Annotated in this window: 27 protein-coding genes; 11 read left to right on the plus strand and 16 right to left on the minus strand. The window is 68.2% G+C overall.

Features of this window, described 5'->3' with window-relative positions:
- Positions 1 to 23: 23 nt before the first annotated feature.
- The 9 genes from ACQP1N_RS03195 to ACQP1N_RS03235 form a co-directional block, all read right to left on the minus strand.
- Positions 24 to 641, minus strand: coding sequence for an alpha-ketoglutarate-dependent dioxygenase AlkB (locus tag ACQP1N_RS03195; protein ID WP_433229014.1), 618 nt, complete (start codon positions 639 to 641; stop codon positions 24 to 26).
- A 22-nt stretch (positions 642 to 663) separates the two neighbouring features.
- Complete coding sequence (locus tag ACQP1N_RS03200) at positions 664 to 837, minus strand: hypothetical protein (protein WP_433229015.1); 174 nt, start codon at positions 835 to 837, stop codon at positions 664 to 666.
- A gap of 102 nt (positions 838 to 939) precedes the next feature.
- Positions 940 to 1,806, minus strand: coding sequence for a helix-turn-helix domain-containing protein (locus ACQP1N_RS03205; RefSeq protein ID WP_433229017.1), 867 nt, complete (start codon positions 1,804 to 1,806; stop codon positions 940 to 942).
- 139 nt (positions 1,807 to 1,945) lie between these two features.
- Positions 1,946 to 2,983 (minus strand): XRE family transcriptional regulator, encoded by a 1,038-nt coding sequence (locus ACQP1N_RS03210; protein WP_433229019.1) that lies wholly within the window; start codon positions 2,981 to 2,983, stop codon positions 1,946 to 1,948.
- 15 nt (positions 2,984 to 2,998) lie between these two features.
- Positions 2,999 to 3,643, minus strand: a complete 645-nt coding sequence (locus tag ACQP1N_RS03215; protein ID WP_433229020.1) for a hypothetical protein — start codon at positions 3,641 to 3,643, stop codon at positions 2,999 to 3,001.
- 40 nt (positions 3,644 to 3,683) lie between these two features.
- Positions 3,684 to 4,247: a hypothetical protein gene (locus ACQP1N_RS03220; RefSeq protein ID WP_067796516.1), complete on the minus strand. Its 564-nt coding sequence runs from the start codon at positions 4,245 to 4,247 to the stop codon at positions 3,684 to 3,686.
- Positions 4,248 to 4,292: 45 nt separating this feature from the next.
- On the minus strand, positions 4,293 to 4,649 hold the full coding sequence (locus tag ACQP1N_RS03225; RefSeq protein ID WP_433229022.1) for a hypothetical protein: 357 nt from the start codon (positions 4,647 to 4,649) through the stop codon (positions 4,293 to 4,295).
- Positions 4,637 to 5,005 carry an ATP-binding protein gene (locus ACQP1N_RS03230; protein WP_433229023.1) on the minus strand — a complete coding sequence of 123 codons (369 nt, stop codon included), beginning with the start codon at positions 5,003 to 5,005 and terminating at the stop codon, positions 4,637 to 4,639. The genes ACQP1N_RS03225 and ACQP1N_RS03230 overlap by 13 nt, the downstream gene beginning before the upstream one ends.
- 53 nt (positions 5,006 to 5,058) lie before the next feature.
- Positions 5,059 to 5,448 (minus strand): ATP-binding protein, encoded by a 390-nt coding sequence (locus ACQP1N_RS03235; protein ID WP_433229025.1) that lies wholly within the window; start codon positions 5,446 to 5,448, stop codon positions 5,059 to 5,061.
- Between the two features lie 142 nt (positions 5,449 to 5,590).
- Between ACQP1N_RS03235 and ACQP1N_RS03240 the strand changes: the two genes are divergently transcribed.
- Positions 5,591 to 6,406, plus strand: coding sequence for a helix-turn-helix domain-containing protein (locus ACQP1N_RS03240; protein ID WP_433229026.1), 816 nt, complete (start codon positions 5,591 to 5,593; stop codon positions 6,404 to 6,406).
- The gene (locus ACQP1N_RS03245) at positions 6,403 to 6,597 is read left to right on the plus strand and encodes a DUF397 domain-containing protein (protein WP_433229027.1); all 195 of its coding nucleotides are present in this window, start codon (positions 6,403 to 6,405) and stop codon (positions 6,595 to 6,597) included. The genes ACQP1N_RS03240 and ACQP1N_RS03245 overlap by 4 nt, the downstream gene beginning before the upstream one ends.
- Positions 6,598 to 6,710: 113 nt before the next feature.
- On the opposite strand, the gene ACQP1N_RS03250 is transcribed toward ACQP1N_RS03245, so the two are convergent.
- Positions 6,711 to 6,839, minus strand: a complete 129-nt coding sequence (locus ACQP1N_RS03250) for a hypothetical protein (protein WP_433229028.1) — start codon at positions 6,837 to 6,839, stop codon at positions 6,711 to 6,713.
- Between ACQP1N_RS03250 and ACQP1N_RS03255 the strand changes: the two genes are divergently transcribed.
- Together ACQP1N_RS03255 and ACQP1N_RS03260 are read left to right on the plus strand one after the other, a co-directional pair.
- Positions 6,840 to 7,187: a tetratricopeptide repeat protein gene (locus ACQP1N_RS03255; protein ID WP_433229029.1), complete on the plus strand. Its 348-nt coding sequence runs from the start codon at positions 6,840 to 6,842 to the stop codon at positions 7,185 to 7,187.
- 60 nt (positions 7,188 to 7,247) lie between these two features.
- Complete coding sequence (locus ACQP1N_RS03260; RefSeq protein ID WP_433229030.1) at positions 7,248 to 7,430, plus strand: DUF397 domain-containing protein; 183 nt, start codon at positions 7,248 to 7,250, stop codon at positions 7,428 to 7,430.
- 135 nt (positions 7,431 to 7,565) lie between these two features.
- Here ACQP1N_RS03260 and ACQP1N_RS03265 read toward each other — a convergent pair whose 3' ends face one another.
- A complete protein-coding gene (locus ACQP1N_RS03265; RefSeq protein ID WP_433229032.1) occupies positions 7,566 to 9,029 on the minus strand; it encodes an HNH endonuclease in 1,464 nt (487 codons plus the stop codon).
- Entirely contained in the window at positions 9,002 to 10,555 is a 1,554-nt protein-coding gene (locus ACQP1N_RS03270) for an ISAs1 family transposase (protein ID WP_433229033.1), read from the minus strand. Before ACQP1N_RS03270 ends, ACQP1N_RS03265 begins: the two co-directional genes overlap by 28 nt.
- 311 nt (positions 10,556 to 10,866) lie before the next feature.
- Between ACQP1N_RS03270 and ACQP1N_RS03275 the strand changes: the two genes are divergently transcribed.
- Complete coding sequence (locus ACQP1N_RS03275; protein ID WP_433229035.1) at positions 10,867 to 11,286, plus strand: DUF2809 domain-containing protein; 420 nt, start codon at positions 10,867 to 10,869, stop codon at positions 11,284 to 11,286.
- 58 nt (positions 11,287 to 11,344) lie between these two features.
- Here ACQP1N_RS03275 and ACQP1N_RS03280 read toward each other — a convergent pair whose 3' ends face one another.
- Positions 11,345 to 11,587, minus strand: coding sequence for a hypothetical protein (locus ACQP1N_RS03280; protein ID WP_433229037.1), 243 nt, complete (start codon positions 11,585 to 11,587; stop codon positions 11,345 to 11,347).
- Positions 11,588 to 12,006: 419 nt separating this feature from the next.
- Here ACQP1N_RS03280 and ACQP1N_RS03285 point away from each other — a divergent pair, with 419 nt between their 5' ends.
- From ACQP1N_RS03285 to ACQP1N_RS03310, 6 genes are all read left to right on the plus strand, one after another.
- Complete coding sequence (locus ACQP1N_RS03285; RefSeq protein ID WP_433229038.1) at positions 12,007 to 12,828, plus strand: hypothetical protein; 822 nt, start codon at positions 12,007 to 12,009, stop codon at positions 12,826 to 12,828.
- Positions 12,829 to 13,021: 193 nt separating this feature from the next.
- Positions 13,022 to 13,483, plus strand: a complete 462-nt coding sequence (locus tag ACQP1N_RS03290) for a nuclear transport factor 2 family protein (RefSeq protein ID WP_067796532.1) — start codon at positions 13,022 to 13,024, stop codon at positions 13,481 to 13,483.
- Positions 13,484 to 13,580: 97 nt separating this feature from the next.
- Positions 13,581 to 14,801 (plus strand): hypothetical protein, encoded by a 1,221-nt coding sequence (locus ACQP1N_RS03295; protein ID WP_433229039.1) that lies wholly within the window; start codon positions 13,581 to 13,583, stop codon positions 14,799 to 14,801.
- Positions 14,801 to 15,583 (plus strand): SDR family oxidoreductase, encoded by a 783-nt coding sequence (locus tag ACQP1N_RS03300; RefSeq protein ID WP_433229040.1) that lies wholly within the window; start codon positions 14,801 to 14,803, stop codon positions 15,581 to 15,583. Before ACQP1N_RS03295 ends, ACQP1N_RS03300 begins: the two co-directional genes overlap by 1 nt.
- Positions 15,584 to 15,597: 14 nt before the next feature.
- The gene (locus ACQP1N_RS03305; RefSeq protein ID WP_433229042.1) at positions 15,598 to 16,749 is read left to right on the plus strand and encodes a sulfotransferase family protein; all 1,152 of its coding nucleotides are present in this window, start codon (positions 15,598 to 15,600) and stop codon (positions 16,747 to 16,749) included.
- A 241-nt stretch (positions 16,750 to 16,990) separates the two neighbouring features.
- Positions 16,991 to 17,773: a class I SAM-dependent methyltransferase gene (locus ACQP1N_RS03310; protein WP_433229043.1), complete on the plus strand. Its 783-nt coding sequence runs from the start codon at positions 16,991 to 16,993 to the stop codon at positions 17,771 to 17,773.
- Between the two features lie 93 nt (positions 17,774 to 17,866).
- Here the strand turns inward: ACQP1N_RS03310 and ACQP1N_RS03315 are convergent, their stop codons facing one another.
- From ACQP1N_RS03315 to ACQP1N_RS03325, 3 genes are all read right to left on the minus strand, one after another.
- Positions 17,867 to 18,583, minus strand: coding sequence for an SRPBCC family protein (locus ACQP1N_RS03315; protein WP_131732555.1), 717 nt, complete (start codon positions 18,581 to 18,583; stop codon positions 17,867 to 17,869).
- A gap of 50 nt (positions 18,584 to 18,633) precedes the next feature.
- Positions 18,634 to 19,476, minus strand: coding sequence for a universal stress protein (locus tag ACQP1N_RS03320; protein WP_433229044.1), 843 nt, complete (start codon positions 19,474 to 19,476; stop codon positions 18,634 to 18,636).
- Positions 19,477 to 19,570: 94 nt separating this feature from the next.
- Entirely contained in the window at positions 19,571 to 21,418 is a 1,848-nt protein-coding gene (locus ACQP1N_RS03325) for an arabinofuranosyltransferase (protein ID WP_433229045.1), read from the minus strand.
- Positions 21,419 to 21,431: the final 13 nt, after the last annotated feature.

Here is a 21,431-nt window from a genome sequence, read left to right on the forward strand (position 1 = left end):
TGAGGCGGGGGCGGTGTTGATGATCAGCGGACGCCGCGCGGCCGGAACTGGACGCTGATCCTGGCGCCGGTCACGCGGGCGCTCTTCGGGATGGCGTGATCCCACGTCCGCTGGCAGCTTCCGCCCATCACGATGAGGTCGCCATGGCCCAGGTCGTGGCGGATGATCCGCCCGCCGCCGCGTGGCCGGAGCGCCAGGCTTCGCGGGGTGCCGACCGACAGGATCGCCACCATCGTGTCGTGCGTGGCGCCGCGGCCGAGCCTGTCGCCGTGCCAGGCCACGCTGTCGCGTCCGTCCCGGTACAGGCAGAGGCCGGCGGTGCGGAACGGCTCGCCGAGTTCGGCGGCGTAGTGGGCGTCGAGCGCCGCCTTCGCCTCGTCCAGGACGGGGTCGGGGAGCGGTGCGCCCTCGTCGTAGAACGCCAGCAGGCGGGGGACGTCCACGACCCTCTCGTACATGCGGCGCCTCTCGGCCCGCCACGGCACGGACGTGAGCAGCCGCTCGAACAGCGCGTCCGCCCCCGGGATCCAGCCGGGGAGAACGTCCACCCAGGCGCCGTGGGCCAGCCGCGTCCGCCGCGCCGAACTCAGCGGACGCGGGCCGCTCTCGTCCGCGCGGTCCAGCAGCGACCCTTGGAACATGCCCCCACTGTACCCCTTCTGATCAAACGTATGTTCGATCGGGATCGGGGTGCGAATGGACCGTGGACGGGTCAGCGGCGACCGTCCGGAGCGGGGAGAACCGGGTGTCCAGGAGCCTCCGTGCGCCCGCCGCCATGACCCATGTGTTGACCGTCGTCCCCGCGACGAACGCGACGACCGCCGCCGATGTGTTCACCCTGCCACCGCCCGCTTGATCGACATCTGCGGGCGACGCTATTGCGGCCTCCGCAGAGAGTGCCTCCCGCCGGAGAGGGGGATGCCTGGTCCCGGCGGGGGATCAGTAGTCGTTCAGCAGGTCCTTGAGGAAGGCGGTGGTGCGGGCGGGGCGGGCGGCGCGGATGACGAGCGTGTCCATGATCTTCTGGTAGCGGGCGGACTCCTGCCCCTCGGGGTAGCGGGCGCCGGTCAGGTGCTCCAGGTAGACCACGTCCTCCAGGTCGTGCGCGGCGAACCGGACGATCGTGATCGGCCCGCCGAGCGCCAGATGCCCGCCCGCGGCGAACGGCAGGACCTGCAGCCGCACGTTGGGCATCTCCTCCGACACCGTGATCAGGTGCTCGATCTGGGCGCGCATCGTGTCCCGCCCGCCGATCGGCCTGCGCAGCGCCGCCTCGTCGATCACCGCCCACAGCGTGGCTCGCCCGACCTGCCGGTGCAGGATCTGCTGCCTGGTCATCCGGACGGTGAGCCGCCGTTCGAGCCCGTCGTAGGCCGCGTCGTGGTGTTCGAGCCCGATCACGGCCCGCGCGTAGTCGCGGGTCTGTAACAGGCCCGGGATGTACTGCACCTCATAGGTGCGGATCGTCGTCGCCGACTGCTCAAGCCCGAGATACTGCTCGAACCAACTGGGGATCGCGTCCCCGTAGCTCTGCCACCAGCCGGGTTTCTTCGCCGCCCGGACGAGTTCGAGGAAGCTCTCGCGTTCGTCCTCGTCGTGGACGCCGTAGAGGTCGAGCAGGTCGAGGACGTCGCGGACCTTGAACCCGTGCCGCCCGAGCTCCAGCCGGCTCATCTTGGACGCCGACGCGCGGATCGCCTCCCCCGCCTCCGCCTGCCCGATGCCGTTGTCCTCGCGCATCCGCCGTAGCCGCGCCCCGATCTGCATGCGCAACGCGGTCGGCCCCGCCTGCCGATTGACCAGCACAAGATCTCCAGCGTCCCGTACGTCCCGTACGCCCCGACAACCATCGGAGGGTCTCACGAACAATGATAGATGTGCAGGAAATTTACCGACATAGATATGTAACCGAGTCCCCGATTAGGGACCGTTCCATTCGGGGGTGTCACCGCTCCGGAACCAGCAGATCCAGATCGGCCCGCGTCACCCGGGCCCGCTCGGCGACGCGGTCCCGGTCGGTGCCGGCCTGGCCCACGATCTCGATCGCCCGGGTCAGCATCGTGGGCTGTTCCAGGGGCTTGCCCGGCCCGGGTTCGTGCCGTCGCCAGCCCCGCGAGCTCATCGCGCTCATCGCGTTCCGGTACGCGGTCTCCTGCATGATTCCGAGCGTGCGGGCCCGATAGAGCAGCGCCGCCATACTGACGCCCCACGTCGCCTTGAGCCGGGCCAGGTGGTCCCAGTCGGCGGTGCCGGGCAATTCACCGGCGATATCATGCTCCGGCATGAGGAATTCCGCCGCGAACCGATGCGCCTGGTCTTCGACGACCTTTTCGCCCGGCTCGGCGTCGGCGTGCATCACCAAATGTCCCAGCTCATGGGCCGCGTCGAACCGGTTACGCCAGTAATCGCCCTTGGCCGGGTTGAAGAAGACCATCGGCCTCGGGTGGACGCCCACGCTGAACGCGTCGACCCTTTCCGCGGCCTGCGGCAGTACGAGGACGATCACGCCGTGCTTTTCGAGCAGCCGGACGACATGCGGCACCGGGCCGGGCCGATCCAGCAGCGCCTTCCGGGTGAGCCGGGCCGCCTCCACGGGGCCGGGGCCGGCGATCTCGTCCGGCGACACCGGGTACTCGGGCAGGTCCACCTCGGGGAAGTCGACGAGGGCTTCGAGCGCGGCGACGACGTCGGTGGCGATGCGCCCGTAGGCGAGCGCCTGGTCCCGCTCGATCTGGCTGGTCGACCTGAGCGACCGGAAATGGGCCCCGTCCATCGAAACGGAGCTACGCCCGCCCTGGAAGAACTCGACCGGCACCCCCAGCGCGATGGCGAGCCGCTTCAGCACGGGCTCCTCGGGGATCTGGACACCCGCCTCGTACCGTCCGATCGCTTTCGGCGTCGTCCCCACGGCGTCCGCGAGCTGGTTCTTCCGCAACCCCCTGAGCCGCCGGGCCAGCGTCAGCCGCTCGCAGTCGAACAGCACCCGAGCCACCCTTTGCTAGGCCGATTTCGTCTCCCCGCGGAGCCGCATCGGGACGTCTTCGTGGTCGTCCCACAGCGGCATCGTCCGCTCGACGAGCTTACGCCGTGGATCGGGCCCGATGGCGTCATCGACGGGCTTCACCCAGTGCCAGGCCGCCCCGCCGTCAGCGTTCCACCTGGGTCGCCCCAGGAAGAGTTCCATCTCCAGAGGTTCGTCGGTGGCGCTGTGCGCGAGAACCAAGGTCACGACGCCGGGCGTGTCGCGCGCCTCAAGGCCCAGCGGCAGCGCCAGCTGCGGGTCTTCCCGGTAGCTCTGCCGCGCCACGGCCTGCTTGGTGGGGCTGGCGCGATCCCACCGGATGCCCCGGACGTTCCCGAACTCGTGCCGCTTGAGCAGGACGCGGTACGGGCCGTACCGCCACCCGGGCGACCCGTTCAGATCGTCCCGGACGACCTGCTTCGGCAGATCCCTGCGGAAAACGCGGTCGAGGTGGCTTTCCAGGAGCTCGAACGCGCCGACGCCGTACGTCCGCTCCTTGAACCCCGCCGCGCGGCTCAGGCCCCCGAACAGGGCAAGCGTTGCCTCACGGTGAGCCTCCCGCGCCCCATGCAGGAACCCCGCCGCCAAGAGCTCGTCCCAAGCAACACGGTCCTCAGCCACACGTCCACTGTAGGCAGACCCACCGACATTACGAGCCGGGTCATCTCTCGACGCCGAAGAGCCGGATATCCCGCAGCCGCGGCTCCGGCCCGGCCCGGCCTTCCCGTACCCACAGGGCATGGACGGTCAGCAGCACCAGCCGCCGAGCCCCGAAGAAGAACACCACGGCCAGCGGCAACTCCACGACAAGTGCGGTGACGACGCTCAGAACGAACTCTCTCGACCCCCACGAGAGCCACACGTCGAACCAGGCATCGCACAGGAGCAGCGTCCCGCTGATGAGCTGCCCGAAAACGGCGATCTGCAGCCGCTTCCAGACCGCGAACGCCGTAGCCGCGATCGCCACCGTCAACCCGACATCGAACCCGATCCAGGCCACCGCCCACTGCCCGGCGGTGAAATGCTGCGGCAGCGTGAAACCCAGTACCACCGTCCAAGGCACGAGCCAGGCACAACACGCCACCAGCAACACCAGCACGACCCCGCGCCGCCGCCGGTACCGGGGCTCCTCCAGCGGGTCCACCTCCCTGGCCGCGAGCAGAGCCCGCAACAACTCGGCCCGCTCCTGCGCCGAAAGCCCCCGCACCTGCTCAGGCGTCAGCACCCGTCACCACCTCCTCACACTTGCCACCATAAGGAGCCGTCGCGGCTACCAGGTGCCGGGGAACTTGAGGATGAGGTCGATCTGCTCGGCGGCCGACTCCGCGTCCCCGCAGGGCCAGAGGTAGCCCTGCCTCCCGCGCAGCGTGTCGTAGTAGCCCCACGTCCCGCCCGGGGTGGCCCGGACGGAGACCATAAGGCCGACTTCGTTCGTGGCACTGGCGCGCACCCACAGCATGGGCAGCGGGCTCGGGAATTCTTCGGGACGGTAGAACTTGACGAAGCGCCACCCTTTCGCCTGGAGGGCGGAGGCCAGCGCGTCCAGATGGTACGTAGCGGTCCGCCTGCCCATCCGGGTGCGCAGGCGGAGCACCTGCCGCTCGGCCCGGACGCTCAGAGCCCGCACTTGGCCCACGTGATCTTCCCTTTCATGAGCAGCGGACGCGTGCCCCAGTCCTCCGCGAGACCGGCGACCATGAGGAGCCCGCGCCCGTTGACGGCGGTGTCGCTCTCCGGCCGGACGACCGGGAGCCCGTCCCCGCCATCCCAGACTTCGAGGACGGGCATGCCGTCGCGCTCGTCCCGCAACACCCGCACGACGATCGGCCCCTGCCCGTGCAGAAGCGCATTGGTGACCAGCTCGGACGCGATGAGCTGCGCGGTGTAGGCGTCCCCGAGATCCCACTGCTGGAACTGCTCGCCAACAAACCGCCGCGCCACCCCGGGCGCCCGCTCGTCCGCCTCCAGAACAAGCGTCGGCACCTCCCCCGCCCGAACGACCGCCCCGCCACTCTCCCCGTGCCCGCTTGCGTCCGTCATGGCTTGAACCGTCCCCGGGCCCACTTGCCGCCGGACGGGGCGGGGCAGTGACCGCACTCGACGGTGAGCGCGCTGATGATGGGCAGCCCCCGGCCGCCATTGCGGCTCTCCTCGGACAGGTCGAGCGTCTCGGGCGTGAGTTCGACGACCGGCCGGGCCTGCGGCTCGGTGAGGGCGGAGTCCCAGACGGCGAGGAGGACGCCGGCGCCGTCCCGGCTGACCTGAAAACGGATCTCGCCGCCGGGCGAAGCTGGCGCACCCGCATTCGTCACCATTTCGGACGTAATCAGACATGCATCGTCCGAAATATGCGTGTAGTTCCACTTGTGGAGACGGGCTTTGATGAATGTCCGCGCCATCCCGGGAGCCGCCTTCACAGCAAGCATGGACATAAGTAGACAATTTGGTTCGGCAATCATGCTTGCCCTCTCCTTCCTGAGATTTTGATCGGTGATTCCGCTTCCCAAGAATGAGGCGATGTGCTTAGGGTCGCTTTTACTTCCAAGAACACAAAACACAGGAGGGGCGATGCCGAAGGTCCGCGATCCACTCGACCCCAAGATCTCCCAGTGGCACTTGCTCTCGTACTACCTACGGTTCTTCCGGGAGAAGGAGGGGCTCTCACTGACCCAGTGGGGGAAGATCATCGGCGCCGCCCGCTCCACTGTTTCGAACATGGAGGCCGGCCGGCACCGGATCCACGAGGACCACGCCAAGCTCATCGACCGCCATTTCGGCACCGGCCGCCTGTTCGAGCTGCTCCTGTGGTTCGCCCGGACGGCGCACAACCCCGACTGGTTCCGCCAGTACACCGAGTACGAGAGGCAGGCCGACCAGATCCGGCTCTACCACGGCCAGGTGATCCCGCTCCCGCTCCAGACCGACGAGTACACCTGGGCCTACGTCCGGGCCGGGACGGCCAAGGATTTCGAGGCGGAGCAGACGGTACGGGTCGCGCGTAAGAGCACCCTCTTGGGCCGCGATGACCCGGCACTCCTCTGGGTCTTGATGCACGAGAGTGCGCTGGCCACCGTCGTAGGCGGTAAGAAGCCCATGAAGGCGCAGCTCGAGCATCTCCGCAGGATGGTCGACGTCCCCACCATCATCGCAAGGATCGTCCCCTTCGAAGCCGGTGCTCACCTCGGAGCAGACGGCTATCTCCAGATCATGAGTCTGGACTGCCGGGACGTCGCATACGCGGGAGCTCAGGGCGGCGGGCGCCTGATCGAAGGACCGAGCGAGGTGAGGGAGTTTTGTACTAAATTCGACCGCATCAGCGCAAAAGCCCTCTCCGAGGACGGCTCACGCGCTCTCATCGAGCGGTATCTGGAGAAGTACTCATGATCCTGGCATGGCGCAAGAGTTCCTACAGCGGCGGTGCTGACGATTCGGCATGTATCGAGGTAGCAGGCTTGTGCGGTGGGGTTGCCATCAGGGATTCCAAGGATCCCGAAGGCGGTCTGCTCGTCGTCCGGCCGGCGGCACTGCGTGATGCGATCCGCCTTGCCGAGGATGCACAAGGCGCCGTGGCGTAACTCCCCCTTGGGTAGACGCCGATTCTGCCCAGGACGAGGAACTCAACATCTGGAACGAGCCCGACCACCTCGGCTACTCCCGCTAACCGGCCCCCGCCACCGCCGCCCCGTGGTCAACCTGCTGCTTCTGGCTGCGTGGCCGTGGCCGCAACAACCATGCTGGAGAAGCCCGCGAGTACGGTCGCGCCGCCGGGGCGGCCGGTGCCCGCCTCGGCCGCCAGCACGAAGATCTCGCCGGGCACGTGGCGTTCGGCCCTCTCACCCCGGCGCTGCTGGTCCCAGAAGTCGAGTTGCTGAACGGCCGTCCCGACCGCGCGCTCGAACTGGCACGGGACATCCCGCGAGACGTCGGTGCCGGAAACACCTCCGGCTGGGACCGTCACCGCCTGGACCTCGCACGCGCGAAGATGCAAACAGGCGACCCAGAAAAAGCAACGGAAATCATGCAGACCATTCGCACGGAGCACCCGTCATGGCTGCGCTACCAGCAGTACGGCCGCGACATCACCCGTGAGCTACTGGAGACGCGACCTCGTATGCCCTCACAAGCGATGCTCGACCTAGCAGACTTCATGGACATCGAGCCATAACCCCAGTACGCCTTGCGGCAACTGAGGCTCCCTGACGGAACGCTGTCTGGAGACGTACCCATGACCGAGCAGTGGCGCAAGAGCTCCCATAGCGGGGGCGCCAACGACGCAACCTGCGTTGAACTGGCCAAACTGCCCGGCGGCATCGGAATCAGAGACTCTAAGGATCCCGATCGCGGCCTGCTCGTCGTCCCGCCCACGGCACTACGTGACGCGATCCGCCTCACCGAAGCCCCACAGTAGGCTGTCCGAAATTTAGGAACTGTGCGAGCCTGCCCTCATTCGCCTCCATTGGCGCGTGAATCCGTTCAGTGCGCTGCGATGACGAGGATGGGACCACGAAAATTGTTGATTGGCGAATTGCGCCAACGACATTAGTTATCGGATCAGTGCGCGTAGGTGCTCCGGTGTGGGCCAAGTGCCTGTCGCCTCAAGACGGCGATGACTCATGCGGTGGCAGTTGGCGCAGAGAAGCGCCAGGTCGCTGAGCTTCGTCTCGGACTCACCCGCTTCGTGGAGAGGGACGACGTGATGCACCTCAATGTATCCATCACCATGCGTCCCATAAAACTTGGTGAAGTCAAAGCGGCAGACCTCGCATACGAGCTTGCCGTCGGAAGCCAGCACCGATTTAATTTTTTCCGCTCTCAAGCTACGATTGCGCTCCCTGTACCGGTGAAGTCGCTCCAGGATTCGGCCTTCCCGTGCTGACGTCTCCTCCTCGTCGGGATTAGGTGTGGCCAATGCGGCGCGGATGTCGCTGTCTTCTGATTTTATGAGCTCGATGAGTTTGTCTGCGGCGGCGAGCATTTTATCGGGATTGGCTAGGAAAGCTTTGACAACCTCCTGCGTGGCTCGCCCTCCCTTGGTTGCCGCGCCCCGATAGTTTGGATGGGCGGTGACGATGTTCGCAGTCTTGCGTTGGATGCTGTTGACGTTGCGAAAATCTTTCCCGCGACTCTCCAGCGGATGGATGGGTAGTTTCTGTAGTAGATTCGATAGTTCCGCTGCCCTTGGGTCGTTACGCTTTATCTCGCGCCAATTATTTCGGTAAACCAGTGCGCATGCCAGGATGAGTTCATCCCAGGCCCAGTCTGGCGACCTCACGCTTGCTCCTGCATCTTTCTTTTCCGAGGTATTCGTAGTTTTCTGTGCGCCTACCCAGGAGAGCCAGGCGCGCGGAGCGAAAGAGTGGGTCTCTTCGAGAGTTGAATCAGGATCTCGCCGTGCGTTGAGCCAACGCCAGTCCAGGCAACCTCCCTCGAAAGAAAGATCGAGGAGTGAGATGTTGAATACGTAATTTGAAAATGAAGTCCGGTTCCGTGGATCTTCTTGTTGGATGGCGGTAACGCTGTCTATGGTTCCCAGGCCGCAAAATTCGAGATACCCCTTGGGTTGTCCTTTTACCTCGACTGACCTGAAGATCAGCAGTGGGACTGCCAAGCGACGTACGGCTGCTTCGTTGGACGTGTGCGCTTCTGCTGCCCGCAAGAGCGCAGCGTTACCGCGCGTGCTCCCGAGTGGACCTGCCGTATCGGCTCGGTGATCGCCGTAGTAGACGACCTTCCTTCTCTCTAGGGCGATTACGTCATGCCATGGTGTCTTGGCGGAACCCGCTTGGAGAGGGTTGGAGCGCAGGAGGATCACTGACCGCCGCTTGCCTTCGGGAGCGGAGGTGGCCGCCGGGTGGTCGATGCCTCGGTTCATGATCAGTCGAGGAAGTCCGGGGGCTGCGGTCAGATTGAAGAAGTTTCGATAACCATCGAGGTACTCCGGCTCCTGGTTGGGAGGCTCCGGGTACCGGACGACCTGACCTACGGCGAGCCTGGTGGACGTGACCATGCCCGTATTGTGCCGGCATGAGTTGACATTTTGGACATGTTCGCGGCTTCGTCAGCAGTCGGCGCGGCCGAAGTTGGACATCCTGCCCGGGCGCAGGGGGCAGGGCTACTGGATGTCTCAGTGCGGGGTCCCGCTTTCCGGCTACAGGCTCGTGGTCCACAGGCAGGCCGTTCGTGACCGCGCAGAAGGGAAGTAGCGCGTCCCGTCCATCGTTGTCGGGCAGGTGGTGTCCAGGTTGGTCGAGTCGCCGAAGTCGCTGTCCTGGTCGGAGGGGGCGTCACGGCCGTTCCAAGATCGGTTAGGTGAGGCCGAGGATAGTGAAGGGCCTGGTCATGTTGCGGCAGGCCCAGCGGGTGGCTTCGGTGATGTCTGTACGTCCGGCCAGGCGTAGGGCGCCGATGGCCAGGTTTTCGGAGCGAGGCCATGATGCGCGGGCCGGAGCGGGTGCGGATGGTGGAGTTGTCTTCGCGCCAGGTGGTGTCGCGGAGCCAGTGCAGCACTTCGATGGTCCACTGGCCGCGGACGTAGCCGGCCAGATCGGCTGCGGTCGCCTGGTCGGCGGTGGGGCTAGCCACGCCGAGTTGGGCGATGGACGAGATCGGCTTTCCGTCTGGGCCGGTGACGTAGCGTTCGATGAGGAACACCTGGTTGACGTGCGGGAACGGCAGGTTCGGTGGGGCGGGCAGGACCTGGATGGTGCGAGTGGTGATGCGGCCGTGCCCATGGTCGGTTTCGGTGTGGGCGACGGGGGTGTCACGCCAGGGCAGGGCGTCGAGGGCATCGAACAGGGCTTGGCGGTTCTCCTTGACCGGGAACACGAAGTGGCCGCCGCGGGCGTGGATGTAGGTGGCGGTGGCCTTCACCGTGTGCAGAGCATCGGCGGTCACGACCTTGTCGTTCAGGTCGATCTGGGCCAGCACCGAGGTTGCGACGGTGGTCTCTTTGGGCTTGGCGTCGGGCACCTGGGCCTGGGCGACGACCACCGAGGCGACCGGTGCCGGACCCGGCGGGCCGGCCACCGCCGCCAGCAGGTGCAACTGACTCCCATCGGCGCTCTTGGCACCGCGGACGGTCTTGCCGTCCAGACGTACCTGCATCGGCTCGGCCCCGTCCTCGGCGCAGGGGGCGGATGCTGCGGCGCAGTTCAGCAGGTGGTTCATCAGCCAGGCACCGATCGCGGCGTCGAACGCCACACCGTCGGCGTCGGTCAGCACCCGCCAGATCGTGGTCTTGGACGGCGGGCCTGCCGGTGCCGCACCGGCTTGCATGTACAGATCGGCCAGCACCCCGGCGGGCACGTCGTCGACCCATCCGGCGATCGCGGTGTAGCCGCGCATCCCGGCCACGGTCGCCGCCGCCGACAGCGCCAGCACCGCCGCCACCGGATGATCTCGGCCCTGATCCGAGCGGCCGTCCGACACCCCGCGCAACAGTTCCAGCAGGTCACAGCACGCATCCGCGAGTGGGACAGAGACGATGCTGTGCTTGTGCACGGGCGCGGCAGCGATGGTGGCACACTCGACCATGAAGAAGCTCCGGCGACAACGGGACTGTGGCAAGCCCCTTGCAGCCGGGGCTTCTTCACATACCAGGCCCGACGCGCCATCAGTGATCAGATCGCGATATCCCGCGACAGCGCGGTGTTCGACGAGGACCAGGGCGAAGAACGTCAGGATCTCGTCGAGCAGCCAGCCTGGACTCGCTGCTTGGCGACGTTCGCGCCGAGTGAGAGACCCATCGGGTTGCTGTCCCGGCCTTGGCAGCGGTGCAGCTGTGGCCCGTCCAAGCTCAGCAGACCAGCTGCCACCTTAGCCGCGCTGCCACTTATGATTGCGCGATGTCGCTCGCAGTGCGCTGGACTCGGCTGCTGATGGTGGTATCGGCAGCCGGCTTTACAGGCGCGGCCTTCGCAATCCGCGCCACGATGGACGGGCCCATCGAACAGTACTCAGGCGCCGCCTTGTCCGCGGCCATCGTCTACACGATAGTGATCTTCATATGGCCGCTGATCTCCCCACTGCCCGCCGGCAGCGCCGCGATCGCATACTGCTGGTTCATCGAGTTTGCACAGCTCACCCCCATACCCGCGGCACTCTCCCAACGCAGCTGGCTCGCGCGCCAGCTGCTAGGCGCCCAGTTCGACCTCATTGATGTTGCCTGGTACCCCGTCGGCGTCATCCCATTGGTCGCCGCGCATTGGTTCCTCCGGGCCCGCACACGTTCCCGAACAGACCCGTCACCCGCCCTCATATCATGATCTTGGAACAGCCGTGGAGGGGGCGTTGCCAGACTGAGCGACTTGCTGTGTGCGGCGATCATCGATTTTGCCGAGTGGGTGGCGGAAGAGAGGAGGTTGTCGGCGTGGCGATGGCTGAATCGCCAAGGATTTGTTGCATCGAGCGAACGATTTCTACTGCCCAGTCATCGGAGTCGTGCCACTCGGTGTAGGCGCCACCCTCATTATTTTCTTTATGGGAGAGGTGCTGCCGATGTTCGTCCCATCTTTTTATTTCGATGGCCAGATCGTTCAGTTGCGCTTGTAGATGTTCCAGGTTCATTGAGGTTCTCAGCTCTCCTTGTTGGTCGCGGTAGGTACCGTAGCCGGCAAGGTGCTCGTGAGGGCATCGGAGTTGGCGGGGGTTGTTTTTATATTGGTGTGCTTGCCGTCCTGGGGGACGTTGGTGGTGACCGTGATGGTGAGGCGTCCGGCCGGGTGGAACGGGGCCGGACGCCTCACCAACGCGGCTGTTGGTGCGGGGAGGGCGGGGTTGGGGTGTCGGGCGGGGTGGGCCTGGAGGGGAGAAGTTCCTGGCCAAGGGGTCCGTGGGGCTCACGGGTGTGGGCATGGAACGGTCCCTCGCCTTCTTGCGAACCTGGGTACCGAGCTTCTGGTCTATCCGGGATCGGTGTCCCGACAGTGTCCGGTGGTCCAGGACGGGGGTCCTTTGGTCACGTCGATGGCGCGGGAGGACCTGGAGTGAAGAAGCGGAGCGGGATGCTCGTCGGAGCGAGCAGCATGTCCCTGTCAGGCAAGGACTTCGCGGCACTGGACGCGGCGGCCGGGCCGTTCACGGTTCGCCGGTCGTATGAGAAGAAGCTCCCCAAGAGCTGGGCCGAGTCGGTCGCGGGCATCGACGTGGGGAAGCGCGCGTCGGTGTGGTCGTGCAAACCCGACCTGGAGCAGCTCGCGGACAAGGCGCTCGACAAGAGGCTGCGCGGGTTCGTGCAGTCCATCCCCGACTCGCATGTGGCGTTCCTGACCTGCTGGCACGAGCCGGACGCCAAGATCCGCGGGGGGAAGTTCGCGCTTGAGGAGTATCTTCCGGCGTTCCGGCGCTTCTGCAAGATCGTCAAGTCCGTGGGGAAGCCCCGGGTGTACACGGCGCAGATCGTGGAGGCGTGGTCCGGGCAGCATCCGAACAAGGGCAGCACCTACGCGGAGCTGTGGCCCGGTGACGGCTACGTGGACGTCTACGTTGTGGACGGCTACTCCAACACCGGCAGCGGCAAGAAACTGTGGGGCCCCGCGGTGAAGTTCGCCGCCTCGAAGGACATTCCGTGGGGGATCGCCGAGCTCGGCTGCGTCCAGAAAATCGACACTTCGTGGATGAGGACGCAGGCGGCCTATGCCGCCGAGACGCCTGCGGGCGGAGCGCATGATCGGTGCGCTTTCCTGTGCTGGTTCTCCAACTCGGTCGGGGGCGTGGTGGCGACACCGGGAACGGACCCGGCGGCACGGGCGACCGCGAAGAAGATCTCCAAGAAGTACTACACCGCTCCCGGCTCTTTCAGGCTCTGATCGTTCGGGAGGAGGAAGCGACCGCCGGTTCGCCCGGCGCGGCGGGGCGAACCGGGCGGCCCGGGGGCATCGCCGGAACCGTGGCGTTCCCCGCGTCCGGCGACGCCCCCGGGTGACCGGCGGTGCCGGGGCGTGACGACCTGAGTAGAACTTGTTCTTGTCTTTGTCGGCGGGAGCGGTCAGTCTTGGGCGCATGGATCTGGTTGCCCTGGAAGAGATTCGGCGGTTGAAGCACCGGTATCTGCGGTGCGTCGACCTGAAGTTGTGGGACGAGTTCGCCGGGGTGTTCGCGGCGGACGCGGTCGCGGAGTACGACACCCCGGTGCTCGGGAGGACGCTGCGGCTGGAGGGGCGGGACGCGATCATCCAGTACATGCGGGAGAACCTCGACGACGGGAAGATCAGCACGCATACGGCCGGCTGTCCCGAGATCGACGTGGACGGGGACCGGGCCACCGGGGTGTGGTCGCTGGACGACACGATCATCATTCCCGAGCATCGGCTGCTCATCCGCGGGGCCGCCTTCTACCACGACGTCTACCGGCGTGACGGGGAGGGGCGATGGGTCGTCGAGAAGACCGGCCATCGGCGGACGTACGAGTACATGGTGTCGCTGGACGACGTCCCCAGCCTGAAATTCACCACCTCCCATTGACCGGGACTGAGGCATTGACCTGGGCTTAGAACGAGTTCTAGTGTCCGGTCTCTCGCGATTCCGACGGCGTTCGCGCCCGCGTCCCGAGGAGAGCACGGTGCCCACCGACTCAGCCGAAGGCAAGACCGACCCTCTCGACGCGGCGACGCGTTCGTTCGCCGACGCGATCGTCGAGGCCGAACGGATCATCCATAACGCGCCGCACGCCAAGACCGACCAGGACCTCGCCGAGGGGCTTGACTACCTCGCCGGCAGCATCAAGGCGTCCCTGCACATGGTCGGCGCCTACCAGCACGACTATCCGTTCTTCGCGTCGTCCACCGGCCCGTACACGAAGCTGGGGCTCGACAACCCCGACACCTTGTACTTCCACGCCTACATCCGGGACGACGCCGAGTACGTGGTGACCGGACGGCGGGGGACCACGGCCGATCTCAGCTTCCAGGTCATGAACGGTGACTACTCGCCCACACAGTCACCCGACAGCCTCACCGCGTTCGATGATCGCGAGCTCGACATCGCGGAGGACGGGACGTTCCAGCTCCGCTTCGGCCCGCCCAGGGCTGACGCGGGCCCCGGCTACGTCACGCTCCCTTCCGGGGCCGCGATGCTCATCGTCCGGGAGGTGTTCAGCGACTGGGAGAACGAACGGCCCGGGGAGATCCGCATTCACCGGGCCGAGACGCTCGGGACGTCCCCGCCGTCCGTGCCCGCCGAGCGGATGGCGCGGCGTTACCAGGTGGCCGGGAAGATGCTGGTGTCCAGGATTCGCACTTTCCTGGCCTTCCCCGAATGGCACTACCTGCGGTTGCCGGTCAACACGCTGACCGAGCCCCGTCCGACGCCCGGCGGGCTTGCCACGCAGTTCTCGTCCGTCGGCCACTACGACCTGGACGATGACGAGGTCATGGTCATCACCGCGCCGGCCGCCGACCGGGAAGTGGCGCCCTACCAGGGATTCCAGCTCGGCAGCATGTGGTACGTCTCGCTCGACTACATCAACCACCAGACCAGCCTCACCGCCGACCAGGCCCGTGTGGACGAGGACGGCATGATCCGGTACGTCGTCAGCGAGCGTGATCCCGGCCTCGCCAACTGGATCGAGCGGACCGGGCATCGGCGGGGATACCTGCAGTTCCGCTGGCAGCGGCTCTCGCGTGATCTCGCTCCCGGGGACGGTCCGAGCGCCGAGGTCGTGAAGTTCGACGAGCTGCCGAAACGCCTCCCCTTCTATGAGCGGCAGCGTGTCACCAAGGAGGAATGGCAGGCGAGGATCGCGGCCCGTCAGGTCGCCGTCGCGAAAAGGATGCTCGGCTGATGACCGGACTTCTGGAAGGCAAGGCCGTCGTCATTTCCGGTGCCGGGCCTGGGCTGGGACGTGGGCTCGCCGTGCAGTGCGCCAAGGCCGGGGCCGATGTGGTGCTCGCGGCGCGGAATGAGCAGCGGCTTGCCGAGGTCGCGAAAACGGTCGAGGAGATGGGGCGTCGCGCCGTCACCGTCCCGACCGATATCAACGACCCGGCTGCCTGTGAGCACCTTGTGGAGACGGCCCGTGAGTCGTTCGGACGGGTGGACGGTCTCGTCAACAACGCCTTCGCGACGCCGCCGCTGACCGACCTGACCAAGGTCGATCTCGATGCGGTGCGGGCCGGGTTCGAGACGAACGTGCTGGCCGCGCTGCGGTTGACCAGGCTGTTCGTCCCCGCGCTGGAAGAGCGCGGCGGGTCGGTCGTGATGATCAACTCGGCGGTCCTGCGGCACTCCCGGCGGACGTTCGGCGCCTACAAGATGGCCAAGGCGGCGCTTCTCGCGATGGCGCAGAACCTGGCGACCGAGCTCGGGCCGCGCGGCATCCGGGTCAACACGATCGCGCCGGGTTACATCTGGGCCGAGAACCTCCAGTGGTATTTCAACCACCTCGCCGAGAAGCGCGGTGTCACGGCGCGGCAGGTGTACGACGAGAACGCCGCCACGACCGATCTGCGGAAACTACCGGAACCCGACGAGATCGCCGACGCCGTGGTGTTCATGCTGTCGCCGCTGGCCCGCGCGGTCACCGGGCAATGCCTGGACGTCAACTCCGGCGAGTGGCACCACTAGGGAAAGGCTCATCGATGACCCGCGACAGTGTCGGGACGGTCGAGGACCTCCACGCGTCCGCCCGCAAGATCACCGGCATGGACGACTTCGGCGGCGACGAGTACCTGGACGGCCTGAAGGTGCTCCTGGAGTCCTATGCCGGGGAGGCCGGGCTGACCCCGCTCGGGAACAGGGCGCAGCGGGCGATGCTGCGCGGCGCCCTGGCCGCCCGGCAGTTCTCCGAAGCGGCATGGCGGCGGCATCCCGACCACGCGAACGTCCCCATCGAGCGGCCCATCTTCGTCACCGGCCTGCCGAGGACCGGCACCACCGCGCTGCACCGGCTGCTCACCGCCGACCCCGCCCACCAGGGCCTCGACCTGTGGCTCGCCGAGGTGCCGCAGCCGCGCCCGCCGCGGGGGACATGGGCGGACGACCCGGTCTTCCAGGCGATCGACGCCGGATACCGGCGCCACCACGTCGAGAACCCGGAGTTCATGGGCGTCCACTACATTTCCGCGGACTCGGTCGAGGAGTGCTGGCAGCTCCTGCGGCAGAGCATGCTGTCGATCTCCTTCGAATGCCTGGCGCACCTGCCGGCCTACTCGTCCTGGCTCGCCGGACAGGACTGGACGCCCGCCTACCGCAGGCACCGCCGCAACCTCCAGCTCATCGGCCTGAACGACGCCGGCCGGCGATGGGTGCTGAAGAACCCCAGCCACCTTTTCGCGCTGGACGCGCTCCTCGACGTCTACCCCGACGCGCTCATCGTCCAGACGCACCGGGCGCCCCGCACCGCGATGGCGTCCATGTGCAGCCTCGCCGCGCACGCCACCGCCGGATGGTCGGACGTGTTCACCGGCGCGACGGTCGGCCGCGACCAGCTCGACCTGTGGAGCCGCGGCCTGGAGCGGTTCCGCGCAGAGCGGGCCCGGCACGATCCCGCCCGGTTCGCGGACGTCCACTACGACGATTTCGTCCGCGACCCGATCGGCACGGTCGAGAGCGTCTACCGCCGTTTCGGCCTGCCGTTCACCGGCGAGGCCCGGACGGCGATGACGCGGCTGCACAACGAGAGCTCCACGGGCGCCGCCAAGCCGGCCCACCGGTACTCGCTCGAAGACTTCGGCCTCACCCCCGACCAGGTGGACGAACGGTTCGCCGACTACACGGCGAGCCTGCGGTAGGCGGGGGCATCTGACCCGCCTCGTGGAGCAGGCCGCGGGCCGTCCCGCGCTCCTGGACGCCGGCGTGTTTCCGCAGAGTGAGTACCGGGAAGCTGAATGTAGTCGGATGTGTCGTCGCGTCCGCCGAGGCGTCCTGCCCGGCCCGGTCTCCGCGGAGGCCGGGGCGCCGATGGCGGGCGGGAGCGGGGGGAGCGCATCCGCCGGACGCCACACGTCGAAGCGAGCATGGGGGACGAGTCCGATGACGAAACCGCCGCCGACGCGGAGGAACCGCGCGAGTCTCGCCTACAAAGTGCGGTACGCGGCACAGCACCCGGACAAGATCAGAACGTATCTGTCCCGGCTGGCGCGTGATCTGAAGTTCCGCGTGGCCAGCCGGGATCACGTGGCCTACTACCGGGCCGTGATGAGGTCCGACACCGCCAAGAACCCGGAGGCCGCCGTCGGGAGCCCCACGCATGAACGGTGGCTGGCGCTCGGCCAGATGCAGTTCGACTACCTGCTCAAACACGGTCTCAAGCCGGGCGACCGGGTGCTGGAGATCGGCTGCGGCAATCTCCGGGCCGGATGGCGCCTCATCGACCATCTCGACCCCGGAAACTACTACGGCATCGACATCTCGCCCGACATCCTGCTCGCCGCGCAGCACACCCTCGTCCGGCAGAACCTGCAGGACAAGCTTCCGAATCTCACGCTCGTCGACGACCTGAAGCTGCGGTTCCTGCCGTCGCGCCACTTCACCGTCGTGCACGCGCACAGCGTGTTCAGCCATTCGCCCATCGAGGTCATCGACGAATGCCTCGCGAACGTCGGCCGCGTCCTCGCCCCCGACGGCTTCTTCGACTTCACGTTCGACCGCACCGAAGGGGCCGAGCACCACGTCCTGCGCGAGGACTTCTACTACCGCACCGAGACGCTGACCGGGCTCGCCGAACGCCACGGCCTCGCCGCCCGCTTCATGGACGACTGGGAGCGGCTCCCGCACGGCCAATCCAAGATCCGCGTCACCCATCCCGAGACCTGACACCTCGGGACCCGCGCCGCCGAACTGGCGGCAGGCCCGGCGGGACGGCGGGAGCCGCTCGCGAACGCGTTCCGGCCGACCCGTCCCAGCAGGTCAGGACCCGGGGGGTGCCGAGGTCCCGGCCTCTTGCGCGGCGGCCTTCGCCGGGGCCGGGCGCGCCGCCTGGACGCGGCGGCGGAGGTTGCCGAACTGCCGGAGCTGCATGATGAAGTGCGCGGGCTCGCCGAGCAGCCGTCCCACGGAGCGGTCGAGCAGCGCCGGCTTGACGCGGCCGCGCGTCCGGATGACCAGCCGCGTCTCGCCGTCCGGCAGCGGCCGCAGGTGGAACGCCCAGATGCCGTCGGAGTACGCCTTGGGCATCGGGCCGCGCGGGTCGAACGGCTTGCCGGACGGGATCTCCAGGTCGGCGCGCAGCACGAGCGTCCTGGGCGGGTCGAGCATCGCCACCACGAAGTAGGACGCGCCGCCGGGCGTCGTGGGCACCCGGTCGCCGACCGCTGTGTCCTGCCATTCCGGGACGATGCGGTCCGCGCTCGGGTATCCCAGGTTGTCGAGCGTGTCCCAGCTGTACCAGCCGCCCCGTTCGTGCCCCATCTGGACCAGCCACTTCCAGACGTCCTCCGGCGGCGCGGGCAGCGTCGTCGCCATCGTCGACTGGGCGGTCGCAAGCTCGATCAGCTCGTCGCCCGGATACGTGGCGTCGGCCTCTTCCGATGTCGCTCCCCAGCGCAGCATGCGGGAATGGAACAGGGCGTACGCTCCGGCGGCCAGCACCGGCAGCGCGGCCCAGCGTACGGTTCTGGTGTTCATCTCTCCTCCTCAAAGCGACCGGCCGCCGAAGCGCCCGGGTTCCGGAAAGGTCAGGACGGGCCGACGACGGCCACCGGGCATTCCGCGTGATGGATCGCGCCGTGGCTGACCGACCCGAGCCGGGGCATTCCCCGGGGCCGGTCGTGCGTCCCGACGACCAGCAGGTCGGCCGTCCGCGACACCCGGGTCAGCGCGGCGACCGGATGCCCTCGCAGCACCTCGTCCACCACCTCGACCATCGGGTACCGCTCGCGCAGCGGGGCGTAGGTCTCGATGACCCGGGCCCGCTGCTCGTCGTTCATCCGTTCCTCGTCCACGCTGTAGCCGGACTGGGCGAGCGCGGCGGAGATCTGCCAGGCGTACACCACGCGCAGCCGCGCGCCGCGGACGGCGGCGGCGTCGAACGCGTAGTGCAGCGCGCCATCGGGCTCCGCGTCGAGGTCATGGCCCACCGCGACCTCGCCGTGGACGCCGTCTCCGCCGCGCACGATCACCAGGGGCACCGCCGACCGTCCGGCGAGGCGCAGGCACACCGAGCCGAGCGGCAGCCCGGCGAACCCGCCGTGCCCGCGATGCCCGAGGACCAGTTCGAACGCCTTCTCCGACTCGTCGCGCAGGGCCGTCACCGTCGAGTTGACGACGAGGGAGGTGGTCACCCGCACCTCGGGGTGGCGTTTGCGGACGCGTTCCTCGGTCTCCGCGAGGATGGCGCGTCCGGCCCGTGACACGGCTCCGGACCCCTCGGTGAAGCGGCGGACCTGGTACGGCCAGATCTCCGCCGCGTGGACGATGTGCAGGGGCCGGTGCCGCAGCCCCGCCTCCCCCGCGGCCCAGTCGACGGCGTCACCGGCGGGATCGGATCCGTCCGTTCCCACGACGATCGGTGCGGCCATGCTCCACCTCCCGCGTTCCACGGCTCCTTCCAGCCTCGGGAGGACGGGCCACCCGGTGCCAGGGCCGAAGGTCCATACCTCGCTGAACCCCAGGTCAGGGGGTGCGGCGGATGGCGACCACGGTGCCGCCGGGGAGGGAGCGCACGGTGAAGTGCGCGGCGGCGAACTGGGCGGGACGGAAGCGGATGTCCCGCCACGTCCACGCGTTCGGCCCGGCACGCAGGACGAACACGTCGATGCGGCCGTACCGGGTCCTGCCCGCGGCTCGGGCGAAGGTGTTCGGGTCGGAAACGGCGGCCAGCGCGGCCAGGGCGGCATGACGATCGTCCCAATGGCTCGTGCTGGACGCGGCCGTGCGATCGACGGCGATGTAGCCGGGCCACGGCAGGTAGGCGAACAGCCGTTCGTCATAGGAGAGGGTGCGGGGCGCGGCGTCACGGCCGAGGACGGAGGTCACCGCCCGCCGGACCGGCTCGACGGGGAACCAGCGGACGGCGGGCTCGTCCGGCGCGTACCGCGGAAGGGTCCCGCCGGGACGCGGTTCGGTGTGCGCGAGCGTGGCGTAGCGGCGGGTCCCGCTCACGGCGGCGGTGCCGCCGGCCGGGGGCGTCCAGGCATCCCAGTAGGTGAACGCGGACCAGCCGATCAGCGCGGCGAGGGCGGTGGCGGCCACACCGGACGGAAGCGTGTCACGGGCCGCGATCCGGCGCAGCAGGCCGGGCGCCGCCTGCACGACGGTGAGGACGCCGGCGATGGCGAGCAGCACCGTGATCATGCGGGCGGTGTGGTAGAAGAGGCCGGTGTGCCCGGTGAGGATGTACCGGGCGGCACCGAGCACCCGGTACAGGTACGCGCCGGCGGCCAGCCAGAGCAGCGGCATGGCCCACCACATGGTGCGCCGGTACCAGACGAGGCCCAGCAGCCCGATCGTCTGGAGGACGCCCAGCGGGGTCGCGACCAGGAACGGGAACGGGTCGCCGGTGATGGCGGGGGCGGGGAACATGTCCGAGACCATCTGCCCGCCCTCGCTGACCAGCGTCCAGCCGTACGGCACCAGATACCAGGCCGCGGTCACGGCGGCGACCGCGACCACCTTGGCCAGGTACGTCAGGTAGCGGCGGCGGTCGCCGGACGTCCGCCAGGTCAGCCAGGCCAGGACGAGGATGCCCGCCGCGCCCCACAGCACGAAACCCAGGTAGGTCGCCACGACGAGGCCGCCGAGGATCCCGGCGGGCAGCCAGTGCGGCCGCCCGCGCGGCGGGCGGCCGAACGTCGCCGCGGCCCACGGGATGAACACGGCCAGCGCGACGACCTCGTGCGCCTTGCGCGGATCGCCGAAGGCGACCAGCGCGACGGCGGCGATGGCGAGCGCGGCGGGCGCGGGCACCAGCCGGGTCCACAGCAGGAACGTCACCAGGACGGCCCCGGAGACCGTCAGGATCTGCGCGTCGCCGAGCACCCGCCAGGCATCGGCGCCGAGCAGCGCCGCCGCCCGTCCGGCCGCCCAGGGGAACAGCGGCGGATACTCGGTCGGCACCCCCGCGACGATGCCGTCCGAGGGGACCGCGGTGGCGCTGTAGCGGGTGACCATCGCGCTCATCCGGCCCTCGTCCCCGGTCAGCCCCGCGAACCCGAACGGGGTGCCGTGCAGGGAGTTGCGCAGGGCGAGCGCCACCCACGCGGCCAGCAGCCCGGCGGCCACCCCGGTGAGCGGCTCGGTCCGGGACGGGCCGAGCCACCGGTCGATCCGGACCGTGGCGAGCGCCAGCCCGGCGGCGAGCAGCAGCCCGCCGGCGGCGATCGGCAGCATCGCGCCCCGGGGACTGAACGGGCTCCGGTCGGCCAGCGCGGGCAGCAGCATCGCCACCGGGGTGGCCACCACCCACGTCACCAGCGCCACAACAGCGGGATGCCGCGCCGCCCGCACGCCGTATCGCCTCATGCCGGGCGGCTCG

It is taken from the genome of Actinomadura formosensis (genome assembly GCF_050948385.1).
Lineage (GTDB): Bacteria > Actinomycetota > Actinomycetes > Streptosporangiales > Streptosporangiaceae > Spirillospora > Spirillospora formosensis.

Coding starts and splice junctions, on each gene's coding strand:
- ACQP1N_RS03195 (WP_433229014.1), bottom strand. CDS start 641: ATGTTCCAAGGGTCGCTGCTGGACCGCGCGGACGAGAGCGGCCCGCGT.
- ACQP1N_RS03235 (WP_433229025.1), bottom strand. CDS start 5,448: ATGCTTGCTGTGAAGGCGGCTCCCGGGATGGCGCGGACATTCATCAAA.
- ACQP1N_RS03240 (WP_433229026.1), top strand. CDS start 5,591: ATGCCGAAGGTCCGCGATCCACTCGACCCCAAGATCTCCCAGTGGCAC.
- ACQP1N_RS03245 (WP_433229027.1), top strand. CDS start 6,403: ATGATCCTGGCATGGCGCAAGAGTTCCTACAGCGGCGGTGCTGACGAT.
- ACQP1N_RS03260 (WP_433229030.1), top strand. CDS start 7,248: ATGACCGAGCAGTGGCGCAAGAGCTCCCATAGCGGGGGCGCCAACGAC.
- ACQP1N_RS03265 (WP_433229032.1), bottom strand. CDS start 9,029: ATGGTCACGTCCACCAGGCTCGCCGTAGGTCAGGTCGTCCGGTACCCG.
- ACQP1N_RS03270 (WP_433229033.1), bottom strand. CDS start 10,555: ATGGTCGAGTGTGCCACCATCGCTGCCGCGCCCGTGCACAAGCACAGC.
- ACQP1N_RS03275 (WP_433229035.1), top strand. CDS start 10,867: ATGTCGCTCGCAGTGCGCTGGACTCGGCTGCTGATGGTGGTATCGGCA.
- ACQP1N_RS03280 (WP_433229037.1), bottom strand. CDS start 11,587: ATGAACCTGGAACATCTACAAGCGCAACTGAACGATCTGGCCATCGAA.
- ACQP1N_RS03290 (WP_067796532.1), top strand. CDS start 13,022: ATGGATCTGGTTGCCCTGGAAGAGATTCGGCGGTTGAAGCACCGGTAT.
- ACQP1N_RS03300 (WP_433229040.1), top strand. CDS start 14,801: ATGACCGGACTTCTGGAAGGCAAGGCCGTCGTCATTTCCGGTGCCGGG.
- ACQP1N_RS03305 (WP_433229042.1), top strand. CDS start 15,598: ATGACCCGCGACAGTGTCGGGACGGTCGAGGACCTCCACGCGTCCGCC.
- ACQP1N_RS03310 (WP_433229043.1), top strand. CDS start 16,991: ATGACGAAACCGCCGCCGACGCGGAGGAACCGCGCGAGTCTCGCCTAC.
- ACQP1N_RS03315 (WP_131732555.1), bottom strand. CDS start 18,583: ATGAACACCAGAACCGTACGCTGGGCCGCGCTGCCGGTGCTGGCCGCC.
- ACQP1N_RS03320 (WP_433229044.1), bottom strand. CDS start 19,476: ATGGCCGCACCGATCGTCGTGGGAACGGACGGATCCGATCCCGCCGGT.
- ACQP1N_RS03325 (WP_433229045.1), bottom strand. CDS start 21,418: ATGAGGCGATACGGCGTGCGGGCGGCGCGGCATCCCGCTGTTGTGGCG.